The organism is Methylobacterium gnaphalii (assembly GCF_007992215.1).
In the GTDB taxonomy this organism is placed as follows: Bacteria; Pseudomonadota; Alphaproteobacteria; order Rhizobiales; family Beijerinckiaceae; genus Methylobacterium; species Methylobacterium gnaphalii.
This window is the reverse complement of the sequence record NZ_BJZV01000001.1, coordinates 190,485-207,370: the sequence shown is the minus strand read 5'-3', so window position 1 is coordinate 207,370 and position 16,886 is coordinate 190,485. Positions and strand designations below refer to the sequence as shown.

The following is a 16,886-nucleotide window of genomic DNA, read 5'->3' as shown; positions in this document are numbered from 1 at the left end:
GGAAGTTGAAATGGCAGCGCGCCGGCACGCTACCGGACGGCTCCGACGCCTCGCGGTCGGGCCGATCTGTGTGCTGCTGCTCATGGCCTGCGTCGGACTGGTGCGGGCGGCAGAGCCCTCCTTCCCGGCCCTCGACGGCCGTGTGACCGACGCGGCCGGCGTGCTGCCGCAGGATGTACGCGAGCGGATCACCGCCAAGCTCAAGGCGCAGGAAGACAAGAGCGGCGACCAGATCGTGGTCGCGACCGTGCCGAGCCTGCAGGGGCTGACCGTCGAGGACTACGCCAACCGGCTCTATCGCGAATGGAAGCTCGGACAGGCGAAGCAGAACAACGGTGCCCTCCTGCTGGTCGCTCCGAACGAGCGCAAGGTGCGCATCGAGGCTGGCTACGGTGTCGAGGGTGCGCTCACCGATGCCGTCTCCAAGGTGATCATCACCACCGCGATCACGCCGAAGTTCAAGCAGGGCGATCTTCCGGGCGGGATCGAGGCCGGGGCCGACGCGATCCTATCAGTCCTCGCGGGCGATGCCGAGCAATGGCAGCGGCGCGCCCCCGTGCGCCGCGACTCGGTCAACGGCCTCGAAGTGGCGTTCTGGATCGTGCTGATCCTGTTTGTCGTCATCGCCGTCTGGCGCATGAATTCCGGCTCCGGACCGGGCGGCCGCCACAGGCGGCGCGGCGGCGACATCATCATCTTTCCCTCGCCGTCCTCCGGCGGCTGGAGCGGCGGGTTCTCGGGAGGCGGTGGCGGCTTCTCGGATAGCGGATTTTCCGGCGGCGGCGGCTCGTCGGGGGGCGGAGGCGCATCCGGTGACTGGTAAGAGGCGCCCTGCCCTGTCGCTATCCGAGCGCGCCGGCATCGCCGCGGAGATCGCGCGGGCCGAGCGCGCGACGAGCGGCGAGATCGTGGTGCTCGTTGCCGCCCGCTCGGGACTCTACCGTTCGGCGGCGCCAGTTCTCGCGCTGCTCTGCGCGCTGTTCGTACCTTGGCCGCTCATCGGCTTCACCGCCCTGTCCGCTGCCTCGATCGCGGCGATCCAGGCGGCCGTCGCACTCGCCGCGTTGCTCGCCGCGATGGACCAGCGCGTCCGGATCGGGCTGGTCCCCGCCCCGATCCGCCGGCAGCGCGTGCGGGACGCCGCCCGCCGTGAGTTCGAGGCCCGCGGTCTCGTCGGGACCGAGAACCGAACGGGCGTCCTGATCTATGTCGCCCTGGCCGAGCGCCACGCCGAGATCGTCGCCGACGAAGCCGTCCGCGCCAGGATCCCCGACGAGGCCTGGAGAGAGGTGATTGCCGAGCTCACAGAGGCTGCCGGACGCGGCGCGCTCGGCCCTGGCCTGCTCGCCGCGGTCGGGCGTGTTGGCTCCACGCTCGCCGACGCGCTGCCTGCCGGACCCACTCGAAACGAACTCCCGAACCGGGTCGTGCTGCTGAACTGAAAGAGCCCCTACCTGTGCGGCTTGCTTGCAACTGGAATTCTTTTGCAGACTGTCTAAAAGCGAATTTGAAAGCCGTGAGAATCAAGAATTACGGCTCAGTCGGGAGAAGCGTCGATGGGCGCGGTACAGAAGCATGGGCCCTGGGCCCTGGTCGGAGCCCTGGGCGCCGCGGCGCTCGCCATCGTCGCCACGCAGAGGGGTGAAACGATCAACGCTCTCTGGGTCGTGGTGGCCTCGATCTGCGTCTACCTGATCGCCTACCGCTATTACTCGCTGTTCATCGCCGACAAGGTGATGGCGCTCGATCCCAAGCGCCAGACTCCGGCACACGTTCATAACGACGGGCTCGACTACGTCCCCACCAACAAGACCGTGCTGTTCGGCCACCATTTCGCGGCCATCGCCGGTGCCGGCCCGCTTGTGGGCCCAGTCCTCGCCGCGCAGATGGGCTACCTGCCCGGCATGCTCTGGATCTTGGCGGGCGTCGTGCTGGCCGGCGCGGTGCAGGACTTCATGATTCTGTTCATCTCGATGCGCCGCGACGGCCGGTCGCTCGGAGAACTGATCCGGGCCGAACTCGGGGTGATCCCAGGCGTGATCGCGCTGTTCGGCACGTTCATGATCATGATCATCCTGCTCGCCGTTCTGGCGCTGATCGTGGTCAAGGCGCTCGCCGATAGCCCTTGGGGCACATTCACCGTCGCGGCGACGATCCCGATCGCCATGCTGATGGGCGTCTACGCCCGCTACGTGCGTCCGGGTAAGGTCGGCGAGGTTTCGATCGTCGGTTTCGTGCTGCTGATGGTGGCCATCGTCGGTGGCGGCCACATCGCCGAGGATCCGTTCTGGCGGCCGCTCTTCACCTTCTCCGGCACCCAACTCACCTGGATGCTGATCGGGTACGGCTTCGTCGCCTCGATCCTGCCGGTCTGGCTGCTGCTCGCCCCGCGCGACTATCTCTCGACCTTCCTCAAGATCGGCACCATCGTTGGCCTGGCGCTGGGCATCGCCGTGGTCGCGCCGCACATGCAGATGCCGGCCGTGACGAAGTTCGTCGATGGCACCGGTCCGGTCTGGGCGGGTCAGCTCTTCCCGTTCCTGTTCATCACCATCGCCTGCGGCGCGGTCTCGGGCTTCCACGCCCTGATCTCGTCGGGCACGACGCCGAAGCTGATCAACAATGAGAAGGACGCCCGCCTCATCGGTTACGGCGGCATGCTCATGGAGAGCTTCGTCGCGATCATGGCCCTCGTCGCGGCGAGCGTGATCGAGCCCGGCATCTACTTCACCATGAACTCGCCCGGCGCCTTGATCGGCACCACGGCGGAGACCGCCGCGGCGGCTGTGACCAAACTCGATCCGGCCTTCACCATCACCGCCGAGCAGATCACGCAGACGGCCAAGGACGTCGGCGAGACCACGATCATCTCGCGCGCAGGCGGCGCGCCGACGCTCGCCGTCGGCATGGCGCACATCATCTCCTCCGCCATCGGCGGCAAGGCGATGATGGCCTTCTGGTACCACTTCGCGATCCTGTTCGAGGCCCTGTTCATTCTCACGGCCGTCGATGCCGGAACGCGAGCCGGACGCTTCATGCTCCAGGACCTGCTCGGGCTGATCACGCCGCGCTTCAAGGATACGACCGCCTGGGCGCCGAGCATCCTCGCCACGGCCCTCTGCGTCGCGGCCTGGGGCTATTTCCTGTACCAGGGCGTCACCGACCCGCTGGGCGGCATCAACACGCTCTGGCCGCTCTTCGGCATCTCGAACCAGATGCTGGCGGCCGTGGCCCTGACGCTCGCCACCGTGGTGATCTTCAAGATGAAGCGTGAGCGCTACGCTCTCGTCACCATCATCCCGACGGCCTGGCTGTGCATCTGCACGCTCACGGCCGGCTGGCAGAAGATCTTCTCGTCCGATCCGAAGATCGGCTTCCTGGCGCAGGCCGATCGCTTCTCGAACGCCATCGCCGAGGGCAAGGTGCTCGGACCGGCCAAGAACATGGACCAGATGCACCAGATCGTGCTGAACAACCGCATCGATGCGGCGCTGGCCGTCCTGTTCGTCGGCCTCGTCGTGGCGATCGCGGTGTTCGGCATCATGTCCTGCGTCAAGGCGATGCGGACCGATCGCTGGACCGCCCTCGAGGCCGATCCGAAGCTCGCCCCGGCGGAGTGAGTAGAGCATGATGGCGCCGTCCACCGACTACCGGGCTCGCCTCAAGGCGCTCAGTCAGTGCGTGTGCGACGGCGCGCGTCTCTTGATCGGCCAAGGCAACTACGGCGCCTATGTTGCGCACGTCACCAAGACCCATCCGGATCTGGCGCCGATGACCGAACGGGAGTTCTTCCGAAACCGGGAGAACGCCCGCTTCGGCGTCGGCAACAAGAGCGGCTTCCGCTGCTGCTGAATCCCGGCCCGCCGGACCCAATTGCTATCCGGCACCTACGATAGACAGCACTCTTCGCCGGCTCATCAGTCTCCGTTTGAGCAATAGACCGTGAACGGTGCGGCAAAGCACCGATTTTCGGCGTGCATCCCGCGCAACTCCGTCTAGGTTGACCGCCGAACGAAGGGGCTTGGGATGAGCGGATCGGTATCGATGTCGGGCGCGCCCCTGTCGAGGAAAGGTGTGATTGCATTCGACCGGCAGACCAAGGGCCTCACCGGGATTGTGGTGAAGGGTTTTCTGCTTTCGCTGATCACCTTCGGGATCTACCGCTTCTGGTACATCACCAACCTGCGGCGATACTTCTGGAGCCGCACCGTCGTCGCCGGTTCTCCCGGCGAATACACGGGACGCGGCAAGGAACTGTTTCTCGGCTTCCTCGTGGCGCTTGCCATCCTGGTGCCGGTCTATCTCGTTCTTTTCGCGATCAGCTTCGCCGTTCCGTCATTGGCGGCACTGGCCGGCCCGATTTCCTTCATCTTCCTGTTCTTCCTCGGCCAGTACGCGGTCTATCGCGGGCGGCGCTACCGCGCCTCGCGCACGCTCTGGCGCGGCATCCGGCTGAGCCAGGACGGCTCCGCCATCACCTATGTCGGCTTGGCGCTGGGCTGGTGGCTGCTCACCATCGTCACCCTCGGCATCGCCTTCCCGTGGATGCGGGCTTCGCTGGAGCGCTACCGCATCAACCATACGCTGATCGGCGAAAGCCGCATGGCCTCGACGGCGACCGGCGGCATGATCGTAAAGCCTTGGCTTCTGCTCTACGTCGTCGGCCTCGGGCCGCTTCTCATCAGCGTCCTCGCCTTCCTGATCGCCAACAAGTTCTCGATCCCGTCGGACATGATGATCCCCGACCCACACAAGCCGGGTCAGCTCATCTTCAACCCGGTCTACGCCGGCACGCCGCTCGCGCGCTACGGAACCGTGGTCGGCATCGTCTCCGCGATCTTCATCCCGCTCGCAGTGCTGCTGTTCCCCTACTACCGTGCCAGGGAAACCCGTGCCTTCATGAACGCCGCTGCACTCGGCGCGTCTCGCCTGCATTCGTCGCTCAGGGCACGGCAGTTCTACTGGCCCTACATCATCTACTTCCTCACACTGATCGGCTTCTTCGTCGTCTTCGCGATCGTCGTCGGGATCGCCATGGTCATCGTCGCGAGCGGGGGTGGAGACGGAGGCACCTTCAGCGGCATGCATTGGCTGATCCTACTGCTGATCGTCCCGCTCTATCTCGCCATGCTGCTGGCCTTCGCCGTGCTCGCGGTCCGCATCATCACCGTGCGCCTGTGGCGCGCCGTGACCGATTCGACCACGTTCGAGAACGTCGAGGCGCTCGATGCGGTCCTCGCCTCCTCGCGCCGCACCGCCAGCGGACTCAACGAAGGCCTCGCCGACGCGCTCGATGTCGGCGGCGCCATCGAGATCGGGTTCTGAGCCCTGGCCAGCGTCGAGCGCCCGGACCGGTCCGGTCCGTCACCGATGAGCCCGCCGCCCGCGACGATCGTCGCGACCGGCACGTTCTTCGACGGGCTCAGCGCCCGGCCGCATCCGGTCACCCTGCGCCTCGGCAGCCGGCTCGAGATCACGGGCAGCGGCATTCGCGAGGATTGGCGCCTCTACGACATCCGCGCCAGCGAAACGGAACCGCCGACGATGCGGCTCGCCCTCGCCGGCAGCCCGACCCGGGTCGAGTTCACCGACGAGGCCCTGTCCCTTGGGATCGAGGCACGATGCCCCGATCTGCGCATCGATGACGAGGGACGCGGCGGCATGCTGCGCCTCGTGCTCTGGTCGATCGCTGCGGGCATCTCCGTGCTGCTCGTCGCGATCTACGGCGTGCCCGCCGCCGCCGCCATCATCGCACCGCTTGTGCCGCAGGAGGTGGAGACGCGCTTCGGAGCCGCCGTCGACGGGCAGGTCGTGTCGCTTCTCGGCGATCCGCCGCTCTGCGACGGCGCGGCCGGGAAGGCGGTGCTCGACCGACTGGTCACCCGGATGACCGAGGGCGCCGTCCTACCGGGCCCCCTGGTGGTCAGCGTCCGTCGGCACACGATGGCCAATGCGCTGACCTTGCCCGGCGCGCGGGTGATCGTGCTCTCGGATCTGATCGAGAAGGCCAACACGCCCGACGAGTTCGCCGGCGTGCTCGCCCACGAAATCGGCCACGTCGCCCATCGCGATCCGACACAGTCCGTGATCACGGCCGGCGGCGTCTCCTTCCTGCTCAGCCTGATCCTCGGCGACCTCACGGGCTCGACGGTGATTGTCGGCGTCGGCCAAGCGGCGATCGCGGCCGGCTATTCCCGCAATGCCGAGCGGGCGGCGGATGCCTACGGTGTCGCGATGATGTTGCGGGCGGGCGGCGACGGCGCCGCCCTCGCCACGATCCTGGAGCGCATCGACAAGGATGCCGAGAAGGAGGGCTCGCCGACGGGCTTCCTGCGTAGCCATCCCTACACCAAGGAGCGCGCCGCCACGATCCGGCGTCTCGCCGGCGCGCGGCGACCGGACACCGGCATTCTCTCGAACGAGGATTGGCAGGCGCTGAAAGGGATCTGCTCCGCCCGAACGTCCAAGCCTGGAGACGCGAAACCGGAGACGCCCGGCAAATGACGCCGGCTCTGACCGGCAACAGCTTTGCAGAAAGCTCAGGAACGAAAACCTGCGCCTGCCCGTTATCCGGTGCAATTTCGTCAGGAGTTCTTGAGATGTTGAAAGGCGGTCTTCTTTGGCTGATCGGGATCCCGCTGCCGGTGATCCTGTTGATCTACTTCTTCACACCCTGGCTGCACTGAAAGCAGCTGCAGACGGCGCGGACCTGTAGAGGTCCACGCCGCTTAACTCTGTCGCTTTACTCGGCAGCGTCGAGACGTGGCCGCTCGATCTCGGCTCGCTCGCGCTTGACCAGTTCCGCCGTCAGGAAGGCTACCTCCAGCGCCTGCTCCGCGTTGAGGCGGGGGTCGCAATAGGTGTGGTAGCGGTCCTGCAGGTCGTCAGCCGTCAGGGCGCGGGCACCGCCCGTGCATTCCGTGACGTCCTTGCCGGTCATCTCGAGATGGATGCCGCCGGCAATCGTGCCCTCGGCGCGGTGCACGCCGAAGAACGCCTCGATTTCCTGCATCACCCGCTCGAACGGACGCGTCTTGTAACGGCCGGCCGAAATTGTGTTGCCGTGCATCGGATCGCAGATCCAAGCTACGGTGCGGCCTTCCCGCTCCACCGCCCGGATCAGGTTCGGCAGGTGTTCGCCCACCTTCTCGGCGCCGAAGCGGCAGATCAGCGAGAGCCGGCCGGCCTCGTTCTCCGGATTGAGCTGGTCAATGAGGCCGAGGAGACCTTCGGCCGTCATTGACGGCCCGCATTTGAGGCCGATCGGGTTCTTGATGCCGCGGGCATACTCGATATGCGCGTGGTCCGGCTGGCGGGTGCGGTCGCCGATCCAGAGCATGTGACCGGATGTGGCGTACCAGTCGCCGCTCGTGGAATCGACGCGGGTCAGCGCCTCCTCGTAACCGAGAAGCAGGGCCTCGTGGCTCGTGAAGAAGTCCGTGGTGCGCACCTCCTGGTGCGTCTCCGGATTGATGCCGATCGCCCGCATGAAGTCGAGCGCATCCGACATCCGGCTGGCCACGTCCGCGTAGCGCGAGGATTGCGGGCTGTCCTTCACGAATCCGAGCATCCAGCGATGCGCGTTCTCGAGATTGGCGTAGCCGCCGGTGGCGAAGGCGCGCAGCAGATTCAGCGTCGCCGCCGATTGCCGGTAGGCCTCGAGTTGGCGGCGCGGATCCGGGATGCGCGCCTCCTCGGTGAAGCCGATGCCGTTGACGATGTCGCCGCGGTAGCTCGGCAGCGCGACGCCATCCATCGTTTCGGTCGGCGAGGAGCGCGGCTTGGCGAACTGGCCTGCGATGCGCCCGACCTTCACCACTGGCGAGCCGCCAGCGAAGGTGAGCACCATCGCCATCTGCAGGAAGACGCGGAAGAAATCGCGGATGTTGTCGGCGGAGTGCTCGTCGAAGCTCTCGGCGCAGTCTCCGCCCTGAAGCAGGAAGGCCTCGCCCGCGGCGACGCGCGCGAGCTGCGCCTTCAGCTTGCGGGCCTCGCCTGCAAAAACGAGCGGCGGAAAGCTCGCGATCTGAGCCTCGACGGCCTGGAGGGCGGCGGCATCCGGATAGGACGGCACCTGCTGGATCGGCAGGTTACGCCAGCTCTTCGGGGTCCAACGCTCGGCCATGACGGTACTCCGCACACCTCTTCGTGCATCGGCGCGAGCGATATGCCCGCGCGGAAAGCGCGGCTTATAGAGAGGTTTTCAGGAGGTGGCGAGGTTTATGCCAGACGCTGCATTGCAAAGCAGCTGAGCCTTGAAACTCTAGCCTTCCTCCACCTCGATTCCATACTCCGCCAGCACCCAGAAAATCGCTTCGAGATCCTCGGCGGTGATGTCACGCGGGGGAAGCGCTTCTTCGAGATCGTCGTAGGTCAGGGCGGTGCGGCGCTCGGCATCGGCCTTGGCGAGCAGGCGGTCGACGGTGCGGCGAATATCGGCCGGCAGGGCGTCGTGGCTCGGCAGTGCATGACGCGTCGTGCTGGCGAGCGCATCTTGCAGCATGCGGTCGATCACCGCCTGACGTCGGGCATAGGCAGCGTCGTTGGGGTCCGTATCCTTCCGGTCCATGCTTCGAATATGGAAAGCGCGCCGCCCACGTCGAGGGCTGCGCGTCGTTCCGACTCCGTCAATTCGTGCCCACGGATCGGCCGGCCTTGGTGACACGAACGGGAATCGCCTTCGCGGCCGGGGTCTTGGCCTGCTCATCGTGGTGCCAGAGAGGGATGAGCACGTTCAGCTCAGGGTAATAGCCGGCGCAGTTGCCCTCGGGGATGTCGTACTTCACGACCCTCAACCCCTTCACCACGCGAACGTGATCGTCGCTGGCCTCGGTGGCGACATCGACGCTCTCGCCATCCGCGAGGTCGAAACGTGCGATGTCGGCCTCGTTCATGAACAGGATCTGCCGCGTGCCTTTCACGCCGCGGAAGCGGTCGTGGTAACCGTAGACCGTCGTGTTGAACTGGTCGTTCGAGCGCAGGGTGATGAGGTCGAGGACCTCCGGGCCCCGCGCCGGCATGTCGGGATCCTCGTTGAGGCCTGCCGGTACGATGAAATTCGCCTTGCCGGTCTTGGTCTTCCATTGGCGGTCGCGCGCCGGCAGGGGCTTGCGCATGCCCCCCGGCTCGAACAGGTGCGCGTTGAAATCCTTGAACAGGTCTGGATAGGTCGCCTCGATGGCGTCGCGCACCTTCGCGTAGTTCCCGACCCAGGCATTCCAGTCGATGCTCGGATTGGGTGGCAGCACCGCTTTGGCGAGCGCGGCGACGATCCAAGGCTCCGAGCGCACCTGATCGCCGATCGGCGTGGCGACACCCCGCGAGCCGTGAAAATGCGCGGTGGAATCCTCCATGGACACCGCCTGCGGTCCGCTCGCCTGCTCGTCGATCTCGATGCGGCCGAGGCAAGGCAGGATGTAGCTGACCTCGCCGTGGACGAGGTGTGAGCGGTTGAGCTTGGTCGAGATCTGCACGGTCAGTCGCTGGCGCCGCCAAGCCTCCTCCATCCGCTCGGTGTCGGGGATGGCGCGCACGAAATTGCCGCCGAGCGATACGAATGCCTTCACGTCGCCGGAGAGGATGCCCTCGCAGGCCTCGACCGTGTTCAAACCCTTCTCGCGGGGGGGCTCGAACCCGTATTGCTCCTTGAGCCGATCGAGCGGCACCAGCTCCGGCTTCTCGGTAATGCCGACGGTGCGCTGGCCCTGCACGTTGGAATGACCGCGCACCGGGCAGATGCCAGCGCCCGGCTTACCGATATTGCCACGCAGCAGCATCAGGTTGACGAACATCTGCACCGTCTCGGTGCCCTTGCGGTGCTGGGTCAGACCCATTCCGTAGATGCCAATGGTGCGCTCCGCTCGCGCATAGACCGCGGCAGCGGCCTCCAGATCTGCGCGTTTCAGGCCAGAGCGCCGTTCAAGCACCGACCAGTCCTGCGCGTCGCAGTAGCCGACGAACTCCGAGAAGCCATGCGTGTGCTCGGAGATGAAAGCGTGGTCGAGGACCCGCTTGCGGCCCGTGGCCTTTGCATCGCGATCGGCGGCGATGAGCGCCTTGCACATTCCGGTAATGGCAGCGATGTCGCCACCCGCCTTGAGCTGGTGATACTGCGTCGAAATCCGGGTGGAAGAATGGGTCACCATCTCCAGCGGCGCTTGCGGGTTGGTGAACCGCTCCAGTCCGCGCTCGCGCAGCGGGTTGAAGGTAATGATCGGAACGCCGCGCCGCCGGGCGTCCTGGAGCGGATGAAGCATCCGCGGCGAATTTGAGCCGACGTTCTGTCCGAAGAAAAGGATGAGATCGGTGGTCTCGAAATCCTCCAGCACCGTGGTGCCTACGGGAACACCGATCGACTGCGGCAGTGCCGTCGAGGTCGCCTCGTGGCACATGTTGGAGGAATCGGGCAGGTTGTTGTTGCCGTACATCCGCGCCAGCAGCCCGTACATGTACGAGGTTTCGAGCGAGGCCCGGCCCGAGGCGTAGAATACGACTGACTTCGGCTCGAGCGCACGCAACTCGCGTCCGATCTCGGCGAAGGCGTCCTGCCACGAGACCGCAAGGTAGCGGTCGCTCTCGGGATCGTAACGGAGGGGATGTGTGATGCGGCCCTTTTCTTCGAGGTCGTAATCGCTCCAGCCGAGCAGTTCGGTGACGGTGTGGCGCTGGAAGAAATCCGGCCCGACTCGCTTGCGCGTCTGCTCCCAGGCCGTCGCCTTGGCGCCGTTCTCGCAATACTCGAAGGTGTTGGGCTTGGCGGGCTTGGCCCAGGCACACGACACGCACATGAAGCCGGTGGGCTTATTCTGCTTCATCAGCATCGCGGCGCCGGAGACCGGGATCTCCTCGCGCGTGAGGATTTCGACCAGCGACTTCGCCGAGCCCCAGCCGCCCGCCGGATCCTCGTAGGCTTCGATCTTCGGTTCTCCCACGGGACGCCTCCACACTGACCAGAGGCAACGGCAGGTCAAATCGCGAGTTCCGGAGGAGGCCAAGGCGCCGCAGGTTGGCGCAGAGCCGCTGCAGGGAGTTCGCGCTACCAGTACCCGTTCGGCGCCCGGCCCTCGCGGATCTCGTCGAGCCGGGCGCGGGTGCCGCGGGTGGTGTCCGTCGGCAGAGAGTCGAGCGGGAAGAAGCCGCATTCCGCAATCTCGCGGTCGGGCGTCTTGACCCGCGCTAGAGTGAAGGCAGGCGCGACGAAGAGCGCGATGTGGTCGCGCCGCCACTGGCGCGCGTTGAGGAGAAATCCGTGCAGGTGCAGCGGAACGGCCGGATCGACGATCAGCTCGGCTTCCTCGCGGAACTCGCGGGCCATCGCGGCGGCAGCCGTCTCACCGGGCTCGATGCCGCCGCCGGGCAGATACCAGCCACGAACATAGGTGTGCCGCACAAGGCAGACGCGGTTCTCACCATCGATGGCAATACCGCGCACGCCAAGCGTCATGCCGCGAGTCAGCATGGCAGCGCCGTGGGCGAGCTGGCGCAGGAACGGCAGATCGAGGTTCAGGGCCATGTTGGGCTTCGCGTGAGATGGGGCGGGGCATTCCCCATGGCCGAAGGCTGCAGGCTCACACCACCTTTAGGTCGATCTTCCCCAACCCCTCGATCGCGGCGGTCATCGTCTCGCCGCGTGAGACCGCGCCAACGCCGGACGGCGTTCCCGTAAAGATCAGGTCGCCGGGATGGATCTCGAAATAGGTCGAGAGCAGCGCGATCTGTTCGGCCACCGACTGGATCATCTCCGAGAGATCGCCGCTCTGCCGCTGCTGACCGTCGACCGACAGGGTGATCGCCCCCTTCGCCGGGTGGCCGATCGCGGAGACGGGATGCAGCGGTCCGATCGGGCCGGAGGCATCGGCTGCCTTGCCCATATCCCAGGGCCGCGACATGCGCTTGGCCTCGTCCTGCAGGTCGCGCCGCGTCATATCGAGGCCGATCGCGTAGCCGTAGACATGGGACAGTGCGTCCGCCTCGGGGATATCGCGGCCGCCCTGGCCGAGGGCGGCCACCAGCTCGACCTCGAAATGGTATTTTTCCGTGCGCGGCGGATAGGGGTGATCGGTGACCATGCCGTAGGGGATCACCTGCAGGGCATCGGCCGGTTTCAGAAAGAAGAACGGCGCCTCCCGGTCCGGGTCAGCGCCCATCTCGCGCGCATGCGCCCCATAGTTGCGGCCGACGCAATAGACGCGACGAACGGGAAACGTGTCCTCACTTCCGACGATCGGCAAAACGATACGGGGCGGATTGGGGATCACGGAGAGCATGGTCGCGGCCTTTGCATGGCCGCGCGTCCTTCAAAGGCCGGGGCCTCCTGCTATGTAGAGCGTCTTCGACAGCCGGTCATCATCTCGCACCACACCATGCCCCTGTCCCAGGACACCACACACGTCCTTCTCGCGACGTTGCGCGAACGGCTCGGCGACCGGCATGTCCTGACGGAGCCGGACGACATCGCACCGGCACTCGTGGAGTCACGAGGCCTCTACCGGGGCACGGCGCTCGCCGTGGTCAGGCCGGGCAGCACCGAGGAGGTCGCAGCGACTGTTCGCGCCTGTGCCGAGGCTGGTGTGCCGATCGTCGCGCAGGGCGGCAATACCGGGCTCACGGGCGGGGGCGTGCCCTATGGCGGCGTCGTGCTGTCGCTGGCGCGGCTGAACCGCGTCCGCTCGGTGGATCCAGGCGATGCGGCGATCACCGTCGAAGCCGGGGTGATCCTTGCCGACGTACAGGCGGCGGCCGATGAAGCCGGCATGCTGTTTCCCCTCTCCTATGCCTCGGAGGGCTCTGCGCGAATCGGCGGCAGCCTCGCCACCAATGCCGGCGGCACGGCCGTGCTCGCCTACGGCAATGCTCGTGACCTCGTGCTGGGGCTCGAAGTCGTGCTCGCCGACGGCCGTATCTGGAACGGCCTGAAGGCCCTGCGGAAGAACAATGCCGGCTACGACCTCAAGCACCTGTTCATCGGGTCGGAGGGCACCCTCGGCATCATCACGGCGGCCGTGCTGAAGCTGTTTCCGAAGCCGGTCTCGCGCAGTGTCGGTTTCGTCGGGCTGCCCTCCTTCCGCACGGCGGTGGGGCTGTTTCAGCGCATGAGCCGCGCCGCTGACCGCGACCTCACTGCCTTTGAGGTGCTCCCGCGCTTCGGACTGGAGATCGTGCTGAAGCATGTGCCCGGCGCGGTCAGGCCTCTTGCGGGCGATCACGCGGTCTATGCCCTCGTCGAGCTGTCCTCGACCCGGCCGGATGCCGACACCGCCTCCGAACTCGAAGGTCTGCTCGGCAGCGCCATTGAGGACGGCCTCATCGAAGACGCGACCATCGGCACGAGCGAAGCCCAAAACACCGGTCTCTGGTCCCTGCGCGAGCACCTGTCCGATGTGCAGAAAGCCGAGGGCGGCTCGATCAAGCATGACGTCTCGGTGCCGCTGTCGCGCCTCGCCGACTTTCTCGAACAAGCGACCGAAGCCTGCGAGCGGGAAATGCCAGGCCTGCGCGTCTGCGCCTTCGGCCATGCCGGCGACGGCAACATCCATTTCAATCTGTCCCAGCCCGTCGGCATGGACAAGGCCGCTTATCTGGCCGAGTGGAGCCGCTTCAACCGGATCGTCCACGACATCGTGTCGAGCATGGGCGGATCCATCGCGGCGGAGCACGGCGTCGGCCTGATCAAGCGCGAGGAGCTCGCGCTCTACGCCGACCCGGTCGGGCTCGACCTGATGCGGCACCTGAAGGCCGCGCTCGATCCGCACGACCTTATGAACCCCGGCAAGATCGTCGCGCTCGGTGACGATGCTCCTCCCGCGCTGCCCGTCTGAGCCTTCGCAAGGCATGGGAGAGAGGCTGCGTGAAGCGTGCAACAGCGCACGAGCTCAGCGCTTCACCACATAAATCGCGGTTGTGCACCGCACAAAACGAGCGCATATTTACGTATTACCCGTTGCCATTGCTCGGCTTGGCGAGCGGCGGCGCAGGGCATGCATGTTGGAACGTTCGCAGCCTTCACCGCATTCGAGGGTCGGGGCGATGAGTGACTTAAGCTTAACGGTTTCAGCACCGCTTTCGCCGACGATGGAGCCTTGCGCCTCCACGGTGACGGTTCTGCGCAACATGATGCGTTGGACCGGCGACGCCACAACGACGTCGCGGATTACGGCTACGCTGCGCCGCAATATTGCCTGGCTCGACGGACAAGCTGGAGCCTGCGTTCCGATGTTCCGTTCGAGCCGAAAACCAGACTGACGCGACAGAGAAAGGAGCCGTTCCGATGCCCACCTCACAGGCGCGAGTGCCGACTTCCGAAGCGAGCCGCTACCTCACGCAGCTTTGCCGGCACTGGAGCCACAAGTTTCCCGTCGAGGCGGACAGCGATCACGGCGTCGTACCCTTCGGTGAGGACCGGGTCTGCACCTTCGAGGCCAGCGCCGATGCGCTCCTGATGAAGGTCGCCACGCCGGATCAATCGGCTCTCACCCGCCTGGAGAACGTCGTCTCCGACCATCTCCTGCGCTTCGCCTTTCGCGAGAATCTCGGTGAGATCCGCTGGTCGCGCGCAGCCTGACTTGAACCGCACCGCCCAAGCCCGATCTTGAGCCGGATCATCGGGCAGAAGGACGTGACATGACGACGGCCGTTTGCGGGACGGAGACACCCGCCCTCAGCTTTTCCGAGCGCCTCGACAGATTGGCCGAGGTCGCTGTGAAGGTGGGGCTCGGGCTGAAACCCGGGCAAGAGTTGATCCTCACCGCACCGTTGGAATCGGTGGCGCTCGCCCGCGCGATCACCGAGCAGGCCTACAAGGCCGGCGCCTCGCTGGTCACGACGCTGTACAACGACGACGCCGCGACGCTCGCGCGCTTCGGCCACGCCCGCAACGATGCGTTCGATACCGCCGCCGGTTGGCTCTTCAACGGCATGGCCGACGCCTATCGCAACGGCGCCGCCCGCCTTGCGATCTCCGGCGACGATCCCTCGCTGCTCGCCGGTCAAGATCCCGACAAGGTCTCGCGGGCGAACCGCGCCCGTTCCAAGGCCTATCTGCCGGCTCTGGAGCTGATCGCCGGCTTCTCCACCAACTGGACCATCGTCTCGGCCGCGACCACACCCTGGGCGCGCACAGTGTTTCCGAACCTGCCCGAGGCCGAGGCGGTCGCCCGCCTCTGGGACGCGATCTTCGTCGCCTCCCGCGTCGATGGGATCGATCCTGTTGCGGACTGGCAGGCTCACAATGCCGCACTTCGCCACCGCACCGAGTGGCTGAATGGGCACCGCTTCGCGGCCCTACGCTTCCAGGGTCCCGGCACCGATCTCACGGTCGGTCTCGCCGACGATCATGAATGGTGCGGTGGCGCCACGACGGCCAAGAACGGCATCGTCTGCAACGCCAATATCCCCACCGAAGAGGTCTTCACAACGCCACACAAGGCGCGTGTCGAGGGCTATGTGACGAGCACCAAGCCGCTCTCCTACCAGGGCACACTGATCGACAGCATCCGCGTGACCTTCAGGGAAGGTCGCATCGTCGAGGCGAGCGCCCGCACTGGCAACGACGTGCTCGCGCGGGTGCTGGAGACCGACCAGGGCGCGGCGCGCCTCGGTGAGGTGGCCCTGGTGCCAGCCTCCTCCGCGATCTCCGCCTCGGGCCTGCTGTTCTACAACACGCTCTACGACGAGAACGCTGCGAGCCATATTGCCCTGGGCCAAGCCTATTCGAAATGCTTCAAGAACGGCGGCGAGGGCTTGAGCGAAGAGGATCTCGCCTCGCGCGGTGCCAACCGCAGCCTGATCCACATCGACTGGATGATCGGCTCCGCCGAGATTGACGTCGACGGCATCGCCTCGGACGGCCAAGCCATCCCGGTGATGCGTAAGGGCGAGTGGATCAGCTGACCGGCTCGGCCGGAGCCGGGCTCGGCTGAGCCGCGGTCTTCGGCTTCGGCAGCATGTTCGGGCGCCAGCGCCGGTGCATCCAGAGCCATTGGCCCGGGTTCTCGCGCACCCAACCCTCGACTACGCTTGTCATCGCCTGCATGGCGCCCTGGACGTCGATCTGTCCTGAAGCATCCCGCGGCAGGTCGAGGGCCGGCGTCAGCTCCAGCATGAACCGGCCGCCGGGTCGACGCACCACACGGGCGCCGTGGACAGGGCAGTCGTGATGACGCGCGAGCTTGCCGAGGAGAGGGTTAGCCAGCACCGGACGGCCGAAGAATTCCACCACGACGCCACGGGTGAAGTGCTGGTCGATGAGCTGGCCGAGATGGCCGCCCCGCTCGATCACGCCCTGCATGGCGAAGACAGCGCCAGGCTGTGAGGCGGCGAGGCCACCCATCGTCTTGCGCCTCACCTCCGCGACAAGCTGCGCCGCGGCAGGGTTGTTCGGCGGCCGGAATACCGCGGTGGTCTCGAGCCCGAACTTTTCCGCGCAGATCGCCGGCAGCTCCCAGTTGGCCAGATGTGCCGAGAAGAGCAGGCCCGGCTTGCCATCGTCGCGGACCGCAACGAACTGGTCGATGCCCTGGACCGAAACACGCTTCTCCGGCCCCTCGGGATCGAAGTCGAAGAGCGTATCGAGATGAGCGTATTCGGCGCCGGTGCGGCCGAGATTGTCCCAGGCCTCGCGGGCGATGCGCTGCACGCTGGCCTCGTCGAGATCCGGAAAAGCCGCGCGGATGTTGGCCACCGCAATCTTGTGAGAGGGCAGCCACGGGCCGACCGTGCGTGCCAGCCAGCCACCCGTATTGCTGGCGCGATCGGCGCCCAGCGCGCGCGCGATCAGGAAGAGCCCCCGGATCAGGGGGATCGTCGCGAGCCCGGCCATGCGGGGGAGATGGCGCTGCAGGATCAGCGCAAGACGCAACACGGGCGGCTCATGGAATGGGGGAGGGATG

Annotated in this window: 16 protein-coding genes; 10 read left to right on the top strand and 6 right to left on the bottom strand. The window is 66.3% G+C overall.

Translation table 11 applies throughout. The features are described from left to right. The first annotated feature begins 10 nt into the window (after window positions 1-10). The 7 genes from MGN01_RS00910 to MGN01_RS00880 all read left to right on the top strand — a co-directional run bounded on the left by MGN01_RS00910 (window position 11) and on the right by MGN01_RS00880 (window position 6,686). On the top strand, window positions 11-823 hold the full coding sequence (locus tag MGN01_RS00910; protein ID WP_147044689.1) for a TPM domain-containing protein: 813 nt from the start codon (window positions 11-13) through the stop codon (window positions 821-823). Beyond that, a complete protein-coding gene (locus MGN01_RS00905; protein WP_147044688.1) occupies window positions 813-1,442 on the top strand; it encodes a TPM domain-containing protein in 630 nt (209 codons plus the stop codon). Before MGN01_RS00910 ends, MGN01_RS00905 begins: the two co-directional genes overlap by 11 nt. Window positions 1,443-1,556: 114 nt before the next feature. Further along, window positions 1,557-3,620 (top strand): carbon starvation CstA family protein, encoded by a 2,064-nt coding sequence (locus tag MGN01_RS00900; protein ID WP_147044687.1) that lies wholly within the window; start codon window positions 1,557-1,559, stop codon window positions 3,618-3,620. 7 nt (window positions 3,621-3,627) lie between these two features. Beyond that, complete coding sequence (locus MGN01_RS00895) at window positions 3,628-3,852, top strand: YbdD/YjiX family protein (protein WP_147044686.1); 225 nt, start codon at window positions 3,628-3,630, stop codon at window positions 3,850-3,852. Window positions 3,853-4,044: 192 nt separating this feature from the next. Then, the gene (locus MGN01_RS00890) at window positions 4,045-5,325 is read left to right on the top strand and encodes a YjgN family protein (protein WP_238257674.1); all 1,281 of its coding nucleotides are present in this window, start codon (window positions 4,045-4,047) and stop codon (window positions 5,323-5,325) included. A gap of 45 nt (window positions 5,326-5,370) precedes the next feature. After that, window positions 5,371-6,504: a M48 family metallopeptidase gene (locus MGN01_RS00885; RefSeq protein WP_147044684.1), complete on the top strand. Its 1,134-nt coding sequence runs from the start codon at window positions 5,371-5,373 to the stop codon at window positions 6,502-6,504. Beyond that, window positions 6,501-6,686 carry a hypothetical protein gene (locus MGN01_RS00880; protein WP_147044683.1) on the top strand — a complete coding sequence of 62 codons (186 nt, stop codon included), beginning with the start codon at window positions 6,501-6,503 and terminating at the stop codon, window positions 6,684-6,686. Before MGN01_RS00885 ends, MGN01_RS00880 begins: the two co-directional genes overlap by 4 nt. A 56-nt stretch (window positions 6,687-6,742) precedes the next feature. Here the strand turns inward: MGN01_RS00880 and MGN01_RS00875 are convergent, their stop codons facing one another. The 5 genes from MGN01_RS00875 to MGN01_RS00855 form a co-directional block, all read right to left on the bottom strand. Then, complete coding sequence (locus MGN01_RS00875; RefSeq protein ID WP_147044682.1) at window positions 6,743-8,125, bottom strand: class II 3-deoxy-7-phosphoheptulonate synthase; 1,383 nt, start codon at window positions 8,123-8,125, stop codon at window positions 6,743-6,745. A gap of 138 nt (window positions 8,126-8,263) precedes the next feature. Then, on the bottom strand, window positions 8,264-8,569 hold the full coding sequence (locus MGN01_RS00870) for an RNA polymerase sigma factor region1.1 domain-containing protein (RefSeq protein ID WP_147044681.1): 306 nt from the start codon (window positions 8,567-8,569) through the stop codon (window positions 8,264-8,266). Window positions 8,570-8,627: 58 nt separating this feature from the next. Beyond that, window positions 8,628-10,931: an FdhF/YdeP family oxidoreductase gene (locus MGN01_RS00865; protein ID WP_147044680.1), complete on the bottom strand. Its 2,304-nt coding sequence runs from the start codon at window positions 10,929-10,931 to the stop codon at window positions 8,628-8,630. Window positions 10,932-11,035: 104 nt separating this feature from the next. Further along, window positions 11,036-11,512, bottom strand: a complete 477-nt coding sequence (locus MGN01_RS00860; RefSeq protein WP_147044679.1) for an NUDIX domain-containing protein — start codon at window positions 11,510-11,512, stop codon at window positions 11,036-11,038. A 55-nt stretch (window positions 11,513-11,567) separates the two neighbouring features. Continuing rightward, window positions 11,568-12,266 carry a fumarylacetoacetate hydrolase family protein gene (locus MGN01_RS00855; protein WP_147044678.1) on the bottom strand — a complete coding sequence of 233 codons (699 nt, stop codon included), beginning with the start codon at window positions 12,264-12,266 and terminating at the stop codon, window positions 11,568-11,570. 96 nt (window positions 12,267-12,362) lie between these two features. Between MGN01_RS00855 and MGN01_RS00850 the strand changes: the two genes are divergently transcribed. The 3 genes from MGN01_RS00850 (at window position 12,363) to MGN01_RS00840 (ending at window position 15,888) form a co-directional block, all read left to right on the top strand. Further along, window positions 12,363-13,817 (top strand): FAD-binding oxidoreductase, encoded by a 1,455-nt coding sequence (locus MGN01_RS00850; RefSeq protein ID WP_147044677.1) that lies wholly within the window; start codon window positions 12,363-12,365, stop codon window positions 13,815-13,817. A gap of 449 nt (window positions 13,818-14,266) precedes the next feature. Next, window positions 14,267-14,560, top strand: a complete 294-nt coding sequence (locus MGN01_RS00845; RefSeq protein WP_147044676.1) for a DUF2218 domain-containing protein — start codon at window positions 14,267-14,269, stop codon at window positions 14,558-14,560. Window positions 14,561-14,619: 59 nt separating this feature from the next. Continuing rightward, entirely contained in the window at window positions 14,620-15,888 is a 1,269-nt protein-coding gene (locus MGN01_RS00840; protein WP_147044675.1) for an aminopeptidase, read from the top strand. Here the strand turns inward: MGN01_RS00840 and MGN01_RS00835 are convergent. Beyond that, window positions 15,881-16,858: a lipid A biosynthesis lauroyl acyltransferase gene (locus MGN01_RS00835; RefSeq protein WP_147044674.1), complete on the bottom strand. Its 978-nt coding sequence runs from the start codon at window positions 16,856-16,858 to the stop codon at window positions 15,881-15,883. The genes MGN01_RS00840 and MGN01_RS00835 overlap by 8 nt on opposite strands. Between the last annotated feature and the right edge of the window lie 28 nt (window positions 16,859-16,886).

What these genes read in the sequence shown, in the direction of transcription:
- MGN01_RS00860 (WP_147044679.1), bottom strand. Translation starts at nt 11,512, where the DNA reads ATGGCCCTGAACCTCGATCTGCCGTTCCTGCGCCAGCTCGCCCACGGC.
- MGN01_RS00840 (WP_147044675.1), top strand. Translation starts at nt 14,620, where the DNA reads ATGACGACGGCCGTTTGCGGGACGGAGACACCCGCCCTCAGCTTTTCC.
- MGN01_RS00890 (WP_238257674.1), top strand. Translation starts at nt 4,045, where the DNA reads ATGTCGGGCGCGCCCCTGTCGAGGAAAGGTGTGATTGCATTCGACCGG.
- MGN01_RS00850 (WP_147044677.1), top strand. Translation starts at nt 12,363, where the DNA reads ATGCCCCTGTCCCAGGACACCACACACGTCCTTCTCGCGACGTTGCGC.
- MGN01_RS00880 (WP_147044683.1), top strand. Translation starts at nt 6,501, where the DNA reads ATGACGCCGGCTCTGACCGGCAACAGCTTTGCAGAAAGCTCAGGAACG.
- MGN01_RS00885 (WP_147044684.1), top strand. Translation starts at nt 5,371, where the DNA reads ATGAGCCCGCCGCCCGCGACGATCGTCGCGACCGGCACGTTCTTCGAC.
- MGN01_RS00855 (WP_147044678.1), bottom strand. Translation starts at nt 12,266, where the DNA reads ATGCTCTCCGTGATCCCCAATCCGCCCCGTATCGTTTTGCCGATCGTC.
- MGN01_RS00875 (WP_147044682.1), bottom strand. Translation starts at nt 8,125, where the DNA reads ATGGCCGAGCGTTGGACCCCGAAGAGCTGGCGTAACCTGCCGATCCAG.
- MGN01_RS00845 (WP_147044676.1), top strand. Translation starts at nt 14,267, where the DNA reads ATGCCCACCTCACAGGCGCGAGTGCCGACTTCCGAAGCGAGCCGCTAC.
- MGN01_RS00895 (WP_147044686.1), top strand. Translation starts at nt 3,628, where the DNA reads ATGATGGCGCCGTCCACCGACTACCGGGCTCGCCTCAAGGCGCTCAGT.
- MGN01_RS00900 (WP_147044687.1), top strand. Translation starts at nt 1,557, where the DNA reads ATGGGCGCGGTACAGAAGCATGGGCCCTGGGCCCTGGTCGGAGCCCTG.
- MGN01_RS00870 (WP_147044681.1), bottom strand. Translation starts at nt 8,569, where the DNA reads ATGGACCGGAAGGATACGGACCCCAACGACGCTGCCTATGCCCGACGT.
- MGN01_RS00910 (WP_147044689.1), top strand. Translation starts at nt 11, where the DNA reads ATGGCAGCGCGCCGGCACGCTACCGGACGGCTCCGACGCCTCGCGGTC.